The following is a 13,841-nucleotide window of genomic DNA, read 5'->3' on the forward strand; positions in this document are numbered from 1 at the left end:
TGCAGGTTGAAACTATTTCTATAAAAAATGATGAAATACTTGATGAAGCGTTGGCAGGAATTCGCATGAAAGATGCTGATAAGCCGCCTTCCACTGCTGGTCAACCTGATGAAAAACGCGTTCAAGCTCAGATAGATCTGGCTTTAGATATTGGTGGGTTGCTTGAAGATAATAACGAAACCCTCAAATTGCGCTAAAGAAGTATTTCTAGCCAAAGTAGGGTGGGTTCGTAACCCACCACAACAAATGCCTAACATTCGTTTGAACTCGGACAAAACCGCGCTCGGTTTGCGGGAAAGTCGCTGGCTTCTCTTTGGTGGTTTTGCCGGTTAAACGAGGCGTTACACCTCAGATTGGAAAGTACGCATCTCAATGAATATTCTTGAAACAGACCGCCTCATCCTTTGCAAACTCTCTCCTGACGATGCAGCGTTTATCCTTGAGCTTTTGAATGACCCTTCATTCTTGCAGTTCATCGGGGATAAGGGTGTAAGAACCCTCGATGATGCTCGAGACTATATATTGAACGGACCCATTGACAGCTATGAGCGCTTCGGCTTCGGGCTGTACTTGACAAAGTTAAAGGATGGCGGCGCCCCTATTGGAATCTGCGGATTGCTGAAGCGGGACACGTTGCAGGATGTGGATATCGGCTTTGCTTTTCTTCCGGAGTTCTGGTCTAAAGGGTATGCTTTTGAGTCCGCCTCAGCTGTAAGGGTCTATGGATTGAATGATCTTGGAGTAAATCGCATCGTTGCCGTGACCTTGCCGGAGAATCATAAATCTATCAAACTTTTAGAAAAGTTGGGATTGAGATTCGAAAAAATGGTCAGACTCCATGATGACGGTCCGGAAGATAAGTTGTTTGTGCCAGCCGTCTAAGAATTACAAACTCAGCCCTGACACCCCGGACAAAAATACGTACTCCGCCCAACCTGAACATATCTTTCAATCACTGATTTACACCGGCGGCACTTCTCCCCTTCCCTGCCGTAAACCGCCAGCGACAGCTGAAAATAGCCAACTTCTCCATTGCTGTCCACAAAATCGTTTAATGTGGTCCCGCCCTTTTCGATGGCTTGATTGAGAACATTTTGTATCGAACGAAAAAGTTTAGCCCAGTCCTTTTTTGAGAGCTTGTTCGAAGCTTTCTTCGGATGAATGCCCGCATAAAACAAAGATTCGCTCGCATAAATATTGCCGACCCCGACCATAAAATTCCCATCCATGAGCAGATTTTTAATTGGCTTCTTCCAGTTGCGCGACTTTTCAAAGAGCGCCTCAGGCCGCGTTTCAGGCGCCAGGGGTTCCACGCCGAGATTTATAAAACGCGGGTAAGTTTCCAAACCGCCCGGAGCTACCGCATCTACCATACCAAAGCGGCGGGTGTCTCGAAAGCGCAGCTCGGTGTTATCATCGAGATAGAATATCACATGATCATGCTTTTCAAATGGTGGGGACCCGGTTAAGAGCAGAAGCCTGCCGCTCATGCCAAGATGCAGGACGAGCGTGCTGTCCTGCTCAAATTTGATTAGCAAATATTTCGCCCGCCGGTCGATATTAACGACCTTTTGGCCAAGAACGAGCTGCCGCAACCTGGTTTCATCAACCGGCCAGCGCAGCCTCGCATCCCGGACGAGGATTCTTTCTATTTTTCTGCCGGGAAGGGTCTTTTTCAAAGCCCTGCAAATGGTTTCGACTTCAGGTAGTTCAGGCATCGTTTTAAAAGTTGAATTAGTTAAATTCGGACGGTATATTTAGTCTCTCAACCGTCAAGTTTTGTTCCAAGGCAAATACGCCAAAATTTCAAATCACAAAAACTAAATTACAAACAAATTCCAATACACAATTTTCGAAACCCCAAAATTCACAGGGGCTGCCTCAATGACCTCGATAATTGGTAATTGGGATTTGAGATTTATTTGTATTTTGTTATTTGACTATTGAAATTTTCATTGGACTATTTGTTGGATTTAATTTAAGAATTCCGTTGGAGAAAAACAAAACCGAAATTCCATTGAACAAACAAATTCTCAGACTCGCTATCCCCAATATCATCAGCAACCTTTCCGTGCCGCTCCTGGGCGTGGTCGATACTGCCGTTCTCGGTCATCTCGATGAAATCTATTATCTCGGCGCTTTGGCAGTCGGCGGAATCATCTTCAATTTTATCTACTGGGGCTTTGGGTTTTTGCGCATGGGCACCACCGGCCTGACGGCTCAGGCATACGGAACCAAAGATGATGCACAAGTTTTCCTTATTCTGGTACGGACCCTTCTCATCGCGCTGGCCGGCGCCTTGTTACTGATTCTGTCTCAAAAACTAATCGCCACGGTCAGTTTCAGTTTAATCAAAGCAACTCCGGAAGTCAAACAATTTGCCGAAGAATATTTTTACATTCGAATTTATGCGGCCCCGGCCACCCTCGCACTTTATGCCCTGCACGGTTGGTTTTTAGGCATGCAAAATGCCAAATATCCGCTCATTCTAACCGTATTTGTCAATGTCCTGAACGTCATTTTCAATTTGATTTTTGTCTACAAACTTGGCATGAAAGCGGACGGGGTTGCCCTGGGAACCGTGATTGCCCAATACAGCGGGTTAGTTCTGGGAGTGATACTTTATCTTAAAAAATATTCATCCTATGCAATCAAAATAAATAAAAATCTGCTATTCGAGAAAACTGCTTTAAAACGAATTTTTGTTGTCAACACGGACATCTTTATCCGCACCCTTGGACTCATTTTTACATTCAGTTATTTCACTGCCAAATCTGCAGAAGGCGGCAACATAATTCTGGCGGTGAACAGCATTCTCTTGCAGCTTATTAACATCCTGGCCTACGGTGTCGACGGGTTCGCCTTTGCAGCGGAAAGTCTGGTAGGGAAATATATTGGCGCCAAAGACAAACTTAACTTGCGAAAAACCATAAACTACTCGTTCGCCTGGGGTATAGGCCTGGGAGTGTTTATCTCGCTCTGTTTTTGGCTTTTTGATGAACCGATCCTGAGAATTTTTACCGACAAAGAGGACATCATCCTGCTTTGCATGAGCTACATGATCTGGATCATCATTGCGCCGCTCACCAACAGTTTCTGTTTTATCTGGGACGGCATTTTTATCGGCGCCACGGCAACGGCGCCCATGCGCAATTCCATGCTGTTTTGCACGTTTGCGATTTTTGTGCCGGTGTATTTACTGCTTCGCGATTCTTTGGGAAATCACAGTTTGTGGCTGGCTTTGACAGTGTTTATGGTGATGCGAGGAGTGACACTGACTTTGTATTCGAGGAAGCATGTGCTGGATTAGAATATTACTTGGTTTTAAAACCGATTTTGCACTTGGATTTTTCTTCTTCTTTCATAAGTTGGTATATGGCCTAAAGACAATCTTGAATGGGTTGTCGTACTTCTTTTCCATGGCTCTGAATTGAAACTTGAGGTCGCAGATTGCGATCTCAAAATAACTTTCATCGTCTATTTCCCCAAAAACCTCTTCCTCACCCACAATACCGCCACCACGCCAATGAGGATGTAAACCGGCCAGTTGCCGATGATTGAGTAAACGGTAACGGGCGGCGTCTCGGGCACATTCAACGTCAAATTGATGTACTCGCGGGTGTATTGCTCCGTTTCCCTGGAAATGATCCGGCCGGCTGCATCTATGATCTGGGACGTGCCGGTGTTGAGGGCGCGCACGATCGGTTTGCGGTATTCCACCGTTCTGGGGCGGGCCATTTGCTTGTGCAGATGTGAGGCATGCGATTTACCAAACCAGCCATCGTTGGTGATATTCACCATGAAATCCGCTTTGCGGTAATCAAAGCCGTTGATAAAGCCGCTAATGATATCTTCATAGCAAATCAACGGCAGCCAATGCCTGTTTTCTCCAATTGAAAAAATGGGTTTCTCCGTGCCGCGGGTAAAATGAGAAATGCTTTGCGGCAGCCAATTTTCTATAACGGGAAATGTATCTAAAAAGGGAATGTACTCACCAAAAGCTAAAAGAACAATTTTGCGGTATTTCCCCATAATTTCGCCCTCAGGATTCAGGACAAACTGCGTGTTATGGTAAATACGCCTGCCGCTGGGGCGTTTACCGTCCCCGATTTCGCCGGAGCCCGCTGTCACATAAACCTGGTGTTCACGAGCCAGGTTAGAAATCTCATTGAAAATCGCACGCGCATTGAGAATCGGAAAATGCACCGACCCTTCCGGCCAGACCACCAAATCCGTCTTTTGCGGATGAGTCTGAATCGCGGTTTTCGACAGGTCAACAATACTCTGAAATTCTTCCAGGCGCTCGTCCACGCTGAGGCTGGCGCCGTAAAATTTTTCCAGTGTTGTATTCGATTGGATAAGCGAAATCCCGACGGACTTTTTGTCCGGCGCCGGATCGTTGTCATACTTGTTTAACGCGCCAATTCCATAGCTCACTACAAAAAATAAAAAAGCCAATTGCCGGATAAACGGCATCTTCATATTCGACCCCAAATAGTTTCGATGCTGCCAGATCCACCAGGGGATGTGAATAACAGCCATCGCTACAAAACTTAATCCGATGACCCCGAACAAATCAGCAGTTTGGTAAAGTACCAGGACAGAATCCAAACTGGTGCCGAAGTACCAGGGAAAGACTTGCGGATTGATTTGCTCGGCAACACAAAAAAGCGCCGCCGTAAAAAACGGGCTTGCTTTCTCGCCGAAGAAACGCTCAAGATAAGCCCAGAGTGGGAAATTGAGGTTGTTAAATAAGCTAAAAAGTAAAACCACACCCCATGCTAAAACCGGGGGCAGGCCGCCAAAATCTTCGGCGACCATGCTGATCCAGTGATAGCCCACCACATTGGTCACAACAGCAAAAAGCCAGTAAGCAATGATTTTTTTCTTTAATGGAAGTTGGCGCATGCCATGAAAGAAAAGGGGCAGCAAAAATAGAATTGGAAATATTTTATACCGCTCAAATCCCAAAGGAAGACAGATCCCGGCCAGGACCGGATACAGGAAGAGTTGAGTTTTAGATGCGCTTAGAAATAGGGAAAGTTTTTCTTTCATCAAAAAAGCCCCTGGTCTAACTACCAAATTTCCAATTACAAATCACGAACGAAGCCAATATGGAAGTCATCCCTTCGGCAGGCTCAGGACAGGCCTGAGCGCAGATTCCATTTTGATTGCCGCAAGTCAATTGTAAAGCGCGCGAAGGATCCCGCAACGGCGGGATGCTTCGCGGTCATGAATTTTTCAAAAATGATTCGTGTATTGCGATACCCGCTCAGCACGACAATGAAGGGCAAAAGGTCTTTGACAACTGCAACATTTCCTAAACCACATGGCAATAGACAGTGTTAGAGTGTTCAGGTATTAAAGTGCTTAAGTATTTTCCCAAGTTGATTAATTTCAATATATTAACACCTGAACACTCGAAAACACAAACACGAGAACACTTTTATCCACATTGCGATGATATTTAGAAATCACACTACTCTAGTGCAATGCGTTAAGTTAGCAAAAAGATAAAACTAAGCAAGGATTTTAGAGAAAGGAATTAGGAGGATCGATCCGGTGGTGACGATGAGACCAGGTCGACGAAGGTGGTTTATTCAGGAAATTCTTCAACAATGTGAATGCGGGACTTTCCAACTTCTGTTGCGGAGACAATAATCGGCGTTCGTTCTTTAGACCCGGAAGCCTCTTTCAAAGCGGTCAATTTCATATCTAAGAAAATCCAGGGTAACTTCGGCATAAAAATGGGTTCGCTCAGCACCTGGATACAGTTATCGCGAATGGCAGAAAAAATTGCCTCCATAGACTGCGCCTCGGCATGGATGATAGAATAAGAAGTACCCATATATTTCAACAAATGGCAATCGGAGTTGCCGACAACCGGCAGACCTTTTTGCTCTGCCAGCTTTAACATTTTGCGGTTGAGGTTAAACCATTTAGAATAAAAAAAGCAAAACTCAAGTGCGTCAAACAACTCAAGATGTTCGTAAAGTTTTTCCTCCAAACAACAAGGGTACTTATAAAACGGGTGGGCTGCGATTAGAAAAAGACCATCTTCCTTTGCCTTTCTCAAATCCTCAAAAGTGTTTATTTTCTCAGCAGCAGCCGAAGAATTCAAAATAAGCACATGTTTTCTCTCGACAGTTTTTTCAATGCCGGGGATTAGCAGAATGCCTCTGTCTTCGGCGTAACGCTGTAACTCGTTGTTAAACGTATAAGTGTTGTGATTTGTAATTGCAAGCGCACCAAAACCTCGGGCAGCTGCATGATCTATCAATTCGGTTTCTGAATGTCCAATCGAATCTTTCCGATCGTCGCGGGTATGGAGATGAAAGTCGCTTTTTATGTTGAGCATTTCTTTTTCTGGCCTGGTTCGACATAATACTGGTTTCTATGATATTCGGAACAACTTTTACTAAACTTAACGAATTTTGTTTCATAACACCCCCTTCGCCCCTACCTTGTGACAAACTCAGAATATGCCCCGCAAGGAACGACCGGGGGTCAAGTTGCAATATTGCTTTCCTTTTTAGCCAAATGCTGATTACGATGAAATTCGTAGCATAAAAAGCCTTTGCTCGTGTCGCCTTCACCGAAAACATATCCGGCAAACTGGCCCAGTCCATCCATGAGCAGGCCTAAAAGTATGACAGGCAAGACTTTAAAAAATTGTCCTTTGGACCTGCCCGGTTGAGATGCGTTTCTAAAAATATACCAAAGCCGTACAAACGGAATCAAAGGCGCCCCCATTACATAAATCATTCGGGAACCCGCGGATATTTTTTTAATGCGCGTTGCAGCAAAAAGACGGCCGTTCAGAAACTGTGCCTTTATAAAAGCAGACAATTTTGAAAAATTAACATGAGTCGTTTTTGCTGCGGGCTCTAAGTATAATTGGTGGCCTTTTGCACGCAAATCCCAGTGCAAGACACATTCTGCCTCCAGCAAACTTTCAAGCTCGTTACCATATTCAAGAAGGACAGAGCGCTTATAACTGCTGTTGTGTCCGGGAAGTTGTTGCGCAACACCGGCAACAGCAGGTTCAAGCCATTCACCATACCCGATGAGAATGTCACCTCTGCTGATCATAGTACGAGGATTTGCATTGAGAACGACCGGGCCGACTGCTGCCCAGGGTTGACGGTGTGCTTCTATCAATGCTTCCGCCCAGGTTTTGTGTGGATAGCAGTGATCTTCACCAAAAGCAATAACAGGAGCCGTTGCATTGTAAACGCCGGCGGCATTTGCATGACCTCTGGATAAAATTTCACCCACCTCAATAATCTTAAATGTCAATAAATCTTCCAGCTCCGTTTCATTTATATTCAGATTTTCCGATGATGTACAAACAATGATAAGTTCCAGTTTGTCCCTGGCGGTTTGCTTGCGAAGACAAGTTACCGTTTTTCGAATTGTGGTGTAACTATCGGGCGTAACAAGAATAACAGATAATTGGGGATTTGCGGCTTTATTGTTGTTGTTCATTGAACTAACCTTTTCTAATTTACTACCGATTGAAATTTTTCTTGAATTTCTTTTATTCTAACCGGCCTGTTGGTGGAGGCCGACTCAATAGAAGACAAAACTACCTCTAACGCCTTTTTACCATCCACTAAAGAACACAGAACCGGTCTGTCATTTTGAATGGCATCGATGAAATGCCGCCATTCAAATAGATAAGACATTTTGAAATCACCACCATTGCGCAAAACATGAACTCCCTTTTGAAACTGCTTAATTCCGGCTGCCGCTTTTTTGAGGCGGTTTAGAATACCATGGGGAACAGTCGCAGTTGAAAAGAACTCAAGCCCGTCGTACCTGTACAACGAAACCCGCAGCCGGCCTTTATCTCCATAAATTTCCAGCTCATTATCGTCGCTGGTGTGTTCGGAAAAGACAGAGGTGGCGATTATATCGTTGCTCAACTTAGCCGTTACAGTCGCTGTCGCATCTGTTCCGTTCTTTGAATGGCTCAGTGAATAAACTTCTTCAATGTCTTTTTGTAGAAGAAACCGCCATAGATCAAAATGGTGAACGCCGATTTCAAAGAGCGCGCCTCCGCCTGACTCGCGGCTATTTCGCCATTCAGGAACCTCCTGGCGAAACCTGATCGCGCTTGTCCAATTGCTGCGTATCGCTTCAATGTTTCCTAAGGCACCTTCCTGAATAATCTGCTGAGCTTCTTGAATGAGCCGGTGATGCCGCAAATTAAACCCAACTGTAATTTTATTTTCTACTGAGTTCGCCTTCTCAATTAGCCGGTCGCAATCTTCCAGAGTCAATGCAAGAGGTTTTTCAACGAACACATGCTTCCCTGCCTCAAGAGCAGCCAGTGCAACTTCAACATGGAACTGCGCCGGCACACAAACGGTAACACAATCAATACTTAAGTCGCTTAGGAGGTCTGAATATTCCGTGACCCGACGTTCAATCCGGAACTGATTGGCGACTCGATTTAATCGTTCCTTATCGATATCTGCAAGCCCGACGACCTCAGTGTTGGGTAACTGTTTTAAGGCAGGAAGGTGAAAACTTTCGGTCACGCGGCCGCAGCCGATGATACCGATTTTCAAAGGTCTATTTTTCATCTAAATATCTCACCAAGATTACCTAATCAGGTTTTAAAGTATTTTGTAATTTCGAACTCACAGAAATATTCCGGGTAAATTAATTTTTAGACGGTTTTTGACTTAAACTGCTCCCAAAAAAAACCCACGACATTGGCTGCTTGAGCCAGAACAATGAGCCCGGAAATAGAAACTGCCTTTACTTTTTTGAATCTGAGAAATGGATAGCGAATTAAATTTAAATAAAAAGACAGCGGTTCAAATTTCATAGGTTCTTGATTGCGGCGATTCCGCGTTCGATGAAAAAAATGTGCGCCCCGGCCATAATTGAACTGTTGATCCCAGAACCCGGTCAGACTCATGGGATGAGCGTGATAAATGACTGCCTCAGGTGCATATGTCATTTGATATCCGCTCAGCAGCCAGCGATCACAAAACTCTCGATCTTCGGCAGCGGCTATCCCCCATTCTTGATCGAAACCACCAACTGCAAGAAAACATTTTTTTGACAAAGCAATGTTATTCGCTGTGAAAAAGTGCGCCTCTTTGGAGTTTTTGTTATAGTAGAAATAAAGATAAGAAACCAAAGCTTGACTTGCCGATGAAAACGAATTTCCGGGCAGCGCATTCAATATCTCCCCGCCAATCATAGAATCCGGCTTTATTGCTAAGAAGTTCATCAATGTTGCCAACCAGCCAGGTGTGGGCCGGCAATCATCGTCGGTAAAAACAAGGAACTCACCTTTTGCCTGTTTAACGCCTCGATTTCGTGCCCTGGCGGGACCTGCGTGCTCCTGTTTTAAAAGATGCAAATTGATTTTCGCCGAAAACAGGTCCACAATTGGGTCCAATTGAGTAGAACTGCCATCATCCACGACAATCACTTCGAATTTATCCCGCGCATAATCAAGTTCTGTAATCGCCGCCAGGCACTGTTGCAGACATTTAGGGCGATTGTGGCTCGGAATGATAATTGAAACGAATGGTTTGTTGTTTTTCATTGATTTTATTTAATCTCAATAAGAAAGCAGTTCCAAATTATGTTTAATCATTAAAACTGTACTCTTTCAGATATGGAAATTCAGTCATTCGTAACTCTACTTTTTGGCGAAGATGCAGGCGCCAATCGACGTTTTTCCGGCTTTTGTGTGGATTTTTATAAACAATAGCAGCACATGCTTTGAGGTATTCATCAGATGGATCCAGTTTTAGAAATTTGCATAATTGGCTTAAGGTCCCGGACGGATCTTCAATGAACTCCTCTTGTTTAATCTCAATCATTTCGAATTGTTGATAACTTTTTTTGACAGTCATAACTGTTTCGCATAGACTAAAATACTTGTCTATTTGGAGATTCAGATCCGACTGGTTATTTTCTGCTTCCGCAGCACGTGTTGCCATGGTTGTGATATTGTCAAATGGATTGCGATAAACATGGATGACTTTGACAGGCACTTGAACTTTCTGCTGAAGTCTTTCAAGAATAGTAGGCCAGGTTTTAATTCGGATTGTAGCGCCCTCTCCCTGCTTATCTCCGATTACATGAATAACCTCGAACCGGCCTTGAGATTGACCTGTTACTTTATATTGATAGTTGCCGGATCTACGTCCGATTGTCGCCTTGGAAATGGAATTCTGTAGCAATAGACTATAAAGACGCAACCTGCCAAAACCGGCCCGCACGTATTGCAATGCAGCCTGCTCATGCGCGATAACCGCATTCGGGTGCGCATCCAGCAAAGCTCCGATAATGCTGTGCCCGCTTCTGGGATATCCAAGAAACATGCAGTAGGCTTGAACGTCCTTGAACAGATCAACGGATTGCCGGCTTTTCTGGGTCGTTGCCACATATTTCCAACCAACTTCCATTGCCTTCATACTAAATTCAAATGCTGAATTCATGATCAATCCTGCTGAAAAACACTAAAGACACCACTCTGAATACTGATGTCCGGTATATCTTCTCAGTTGCTCGATATCGTCCCGCAAATAATCAATAATTCTTTGTTTCAACGGCTCACTTAGAACGGGTCTTTTAACATTTCGTGAAAACGGCCAAAAAACCAGCCAATCGATATAGGAACGAAATGAGTAAGGCAGATTATCAATATTTCTCATGACACTTTTCCGCCTTAAAAATTGTGCCGTTTGGCTCTTTCTCCTCTTGCGGCTTGATTTATGTAGAATATTCACAAACTTGTCATGATAAAAAGAACTGTCTACGTTTAGAAATTCAAACACACACTTTATGACAGCCCGATTGTTATCAATTAAATCCTCAGAACTTACAACTAAAATGTTCTTCTCAGGAAAAACTTTAAGATAATGTTCCAGCTGCATAAAATATTGACTACGACAGATATAACGGTTAGCCTTAAATCTCGAAAGCGCTTTCTCAAGAGATCTGCTTTCCCCGCCATCAGCGACTTTATGAACGTATTGGGAAAGAATTCTTTCGATTGGATCGCGTACCAAATAAATTAACTTGATATCCGGAACCACGGAATGCATCCGTTCCGGCACCCCTTTAAAAAGAGGAAAATTTGTGTAGTTTGGAGACGCTTCTCCCCTGAAAGGCTTTTCACCATTAAAATTTGATTTATACCAATCGAGCCCTTTTCCCCAGTTCCTCTCCTTTACAAAAAAATTGAGTTCTTTTTCCTTCGACATCGAGATCTGCGGATGAAGATTCAAATAATAATGCAGACTCGTTGTTGCGGCTTTCATAGCGCCAATTATAACAAAATCTGGTAAATTCATTTTGCTTCAAATACCGTAACTGAGTCGATAAATAAAAACTTAGCAGCATTGAATGTAAGTTGCGGAAATTGTGGAGAAATTTAGAATAATCAAGAGGCTAAATGGGAAAAACAAAAATTAGCACGGTTTAGGGACATGAATAGCAAAAATAAAAAATGTTGACTATTTGGCAAACATTTCATAAATTGACTGCGTTTAAATTCAACATTACAAGATCCTCGGTAGCTCAATCGGCAGAGCGGGTGGCTGTTAACCACTAGGTTGTAGGTTCGAGTCCTACCCGAGGAGCAAAGCCCAGCAAAATCTGTTGGGCTTTTTTTATTTTGCTGATTCAATATGAAATATTCTCTTTACATCATACATTCGGACCGACTCAATTCATACTATGTTGGAATCTCCCAAAATGTGAATTCACGTATAGAGTCACACAATAGCTCGGCAAAAGGATGGACACGCCGAGGTCGTCCCTGGCAGATTGCCTTCACAAAAGAGTTTGAGAATCGCCAGGAAGCTCATAAATGGGAGCAGTGGATAAAAGCACAAAAAAGCAAAAAACTTATTGAAAAAATAATCACGGGGCAATTTTACTGGGCGCATGAAGACTAAGCGGGTCTGTTATCCCGACACTTCGGGATGTAGGTTCGAGTCCTACCCGAGGAGCCATTCCGGTCAGTAGGCAGAACTCCATCATCTGGAGGCTCTGCCTTTTTTTGTATCGAAAGGTATTGTATATTCAACGGTTATGTTGGGATGTTCGTAGTCGACGCGGTTAACAAAAGTTTTGATAAAGGCTCTTGAATTCTTGTCATATCGAGCCAATCCGTGAAGGCCCTTACTGGGCAGGTCAAAAGATTGGACCCGTAAGGAATGCCCTTTTTAATTCCTCTACCCTTTTGGTCGGTCTTAGATCTTCGGACTATGATGACAATACCACCTTTGTTGAATTCCAGGTCTTCAACATCAAGTGACACCAATTCCGAACGCCGGAAAGCTCCGGCAAATCCAAGAAGCAAAAGCGCTTTATCACGGACTCCAATTAGAGAATCCGGTAATATCGCAATCATCTTTTGCATATCATCGATTAATAGAGGCTTCTTCTGGATTAGAGCCACTCCATTTGTTCTTTGGATTCCTTCCATTGTGCTCTTCACCAGTTGGTCTGAAGTGGGACTATCGTGTCCTTGAGCCTTGTAGAACATATTTATTGCTGAGAGACGTCGCTTAATCGTGCTACACTTTTTCCCTTGTTCAGCCAAATCAGAAATGTAAAGTGCAATCGTTGACGGCTCCGGCGGCAATATGTCCAAGTGATTCGCTTTGCACCAATGTGTGAAATTCTGAACATCACTTTTATAGGCTCGCCTGGTATTCTCCGCTTTTGATTTCTGGATAAAATACTTGGTAGTTTCAACTTTGTCTATAAGGGCGATGTTTTTTGCTGCGATTTTCGTTAGTTGATTCATTTTTGTCACCGCTTTATTAGCTTCATTTTTATGTCCGATAAGGGCGGTTATCGGACATAATTTTCGATTGTAAGAATCATCTCCTTTATCGATAAGACTCTAAATAGAGGCCGTCTGTAGCTGTAAATGTGGGTTCGTAAAAGCAGAGGAAAGACTTGCTGTTGGTGAAAATCTAAGAGTGATTCAAGGCCAAAGGCATCAGCCAAGCCGTGAAAGTTAAAGGGTGGACTGCACTGGTGGGGTTGGTTCTGGCGCATCATGCACCTCCTTCAAAGCAAAAGCCCAGGCTGGTCGAAATACCAAAGGTATTTTTGGGGCCGTTACCGGACACCCACAACCTGGGCTTTTGCTCTTTTTATGCCTTTAAAGACATAAAAAAACCTTTGGTGATTTCGACACTAATAATTTGCTCATTTTTTTGCAAAAAGTCAAGAAAAAATTGACGATGTGATGATTCCTCAGGATTTAAATTGTAGAAATCGGTGAGAAGTTCGGGGGTAAAGTCAGGCTGATGAACTTTCACAAACATAGTTGCTACCATAATAAAAATAAAGATGACAAAAAAACCTTGACAAAAGCTTAATATTTTCCAATATTTATTAGAATGTTTCAGGTGGGTCTCCCCGCTGGAATGCTCTGCGCCACCTGAAACTCTTTTGGCCTTTCACTGAGGAGAGGGCATATGTCTCACAACCTTTTAAAAATCACACCGGGAAAACCAAGTCTCTTGCGGCTTGGTCTGGCAATTACATCCGGCATTACACCCTTTGCACAGAAAAGAGCTCTATATATTGTCGCTTAAGTCATGTATGCCTGCTAGGAGTAGAAATCAGGCTGCCGAAAACAAGGAAATGCAAAAAAGATAAGAGGTAGGAATTTCGTACGAGGAGCTGTTTAGAAGTCAAGTGGACTCTGTGCTTCTTTAATTGTTTGGCTTTTGATTGTATGCGTATACATCATAGTTGTTCTTATATCACTATGCCCCAATAATTCCTGAATAGTACGTATATCATAGTTTGCTTGTACTAAATGGATGGCAAAACGGTGG

At 43.5% G+C, this 13,841-nt stretch carries 14 protein-coding genes and 1 tRNA gene; 5 read left to right on the plus strand and 10 right to left on the minus strand.

All coding sequences use genetic code 11. The features are described 5' to 3' along the window. Together IH879_10080 and IH879_10085 are read left to right on the plus strand one after the other, a co-directional pair. On the plus strand, positions 1-197 hold a 197-nt coding region (locus IH879_10080), incomplete at its 5' end, for a hypothetical protein (protein ID MCH7675285.1). 175 nt (positions 198-372) lie between these two features. Then, a complete protein-coding gene (locus IH879_10085; GenBank protein MCH7675286.1) occupies positions 373-882 on the plus strand; it encodes a GNAT family N-acetyltransferase in 510 nt (169 codons plus the stop codon). Between the two features lie 11 nt (positions 883-893). On the opposite strand, the gene mutM is transcribed toward IH879_10085, so the two are convergent. Continuing rightward, positions 894-1,718: a bifunctional DNA-formamidopyrimidine glycosylase/DNA-(apurinic or apyrimidinic site) lyase gene (gene mutM, locus IH879_10090; protein ID MCH7675287.1), complete on the minus strand. Its 825-nt coding sequence runs from the start codon at positions 1,716-1,718 to the stop codon at positions 894-896. Between the two features lie 299 nt (positions 1,719-2,017). On the opposite strand from mutM, the gene IH879_10095 reads away from it, so the two are divergent. Then, positions 2,018-3,310 (plus strand): MATE family efflux transporter, encoded by a 1,293-nt coding sequence (locus IH879_10095; GenBank protein ID MCH7675288.1) that lies wholly within the window; start codon positions 2,018-2,020, stop codon positions 3,308-3,310. Between the two features lie 167 nt (positions 3,311-3,477). Here the strand turns inward: IH879_10095 and lnt are convergent, their stop codons facing one another. The 7 genes from lnt to IH879_10130 form a co-directional block, all read right to left on the minus strand. Continuing rightward, positions 3,478-5,055: an apolipoprotein N-acyltransferase gene (gene lnt / locus IH879_10100; protein ID MCH7675289.1), complete on the minus strand. Its 1,578-nt coding sequence runs from the start codon at positions 5,053-5,055 to the stop codon at positions 3,478-3,480. Between the two features lie 541 nt (positions 5,056-5,596). After that, the gene (locus IH879_10105; GenBank protein MCH7675290.1) at positions 5,597-6,358 is read right to left on the minus strand and encodes a PHP domain-containing protein; all 762 of its coding nucleotides are present in this window, start codon (positions 6,356-6,358) and stop codon (positions 5,597-5,599) included. Positions 6,359-6,507: 149 nt separating this feature from the next. Continuing rightward, positions 6,508-7,488, minus strand: coding sequence for a glycosyltransferase (locus IH879_10110; protein ID MCH7675291.1), 981 nt, complete (start codon positions 7,486-7,488; stop codon positions 6,508-6,510). 14 nt (positions 7,489-7,502) lie between these two features. Then, positions 7,503-8,591, minus strand: coding sequence for a Gfo/Idh/MocA family oxidoreductase (locus tag IH879_10115; GenBank protein ID MCH7675292.1), 1,089 nt, complete (start codon positions 8,589-8,591; stop codon positions 7,503-7,505). Between the two features lie 86 nt (positions 8,592-8,677). Next, positions 8,678-9,571 (minus strand): glycosyltransferase, encoded by an 894-nt coding sequence (locus tag IH879_10120; protein ID MCH7675293.1) that lies wholly within the window; start codon positions 9,569-9,571, stop codon positions 8,678-8,680. 43 nt (positions 9,572-9,614) lie between these two features. Then, positions 9,615-10,472, minus strand: a complete 858-nt coding sequence (locus IH879_10125; GenBank protein ID MCH7675294.1) for a sulfotransferase — start codon at positions 10,470-10,472, stop codon at positions 9,615-9,617. A 21-nt stretch (positions 10,473-10,493) separates the two neighbouring features. Then, positions 10,494-11,330 carry a sulfotransferase domain-containing protein gene (locus IH879_10130; protein MCH7675295.1) on the minus strand — a complete coding sequence of 279 codons (837 nt, stop codon included), beginning with the start codon at positions 11,328-11,330 and terminating at the stop codon, positions 10,494-10,496. Between the two features lie 215 nt (positions 11,331-11,545). On the opposite strand from IH879_10130, the gene IH879_10135 reads away from it, so the two are divergent. Beyond that, positions 11,546-11,618: transfer RNA gene (locus IH879_10135), tRNA-Asn, on the plus strand. Between the two features lie 48 nt (positions 11,619-11,666). Next, entirely contained in the window at positions 11,667-11,936 is a 270-nt protein-coding gene (locus IH879_10140; GenBank protein MCH7675296.1) for a GIY-YIG nuclease family protein, read from the plus strand. 134 nt (positions 11,937-12,070) lie between these two features. On the opposite strand, the gene IH879_10145 is transcribed toward IH879_10140, so the two are convergent. Together IH879_10145 and IH879_10150 are read right to left on the minus strand one after the other, a co-directional pair. Continuing rightward, positions 12,071-12,793: a site-specific integrase gene (locus IH879_10145; GenBank protein MCH7675297.1), complete on the minus strand. Its 723-nt coding sequence runs from the start codon at positions 12,791-12,793 to the stop codon at positions 12,071-12,073. An 894-nt stretch (positions 12,794-13,687) separates the two neighbouring features. After that, on the minus strand, positions 13,688-13,841 hold a 154-nt coding region (locus IH879_10150), incomplete at its 5' end, for a tyrosine-type recombinase/integrase (GenBank protein MCH7675298.1).

It is taken from the genome of candidate division KSB1 bacterium, from assembly GCA_022562085.1.
Lineage (GTDB): Bacteria > Zhuqueibacterota > Zhuqueibacteria > Oceanimicrobiales > Oceanimicrobiaceae > Oceanimicrobium.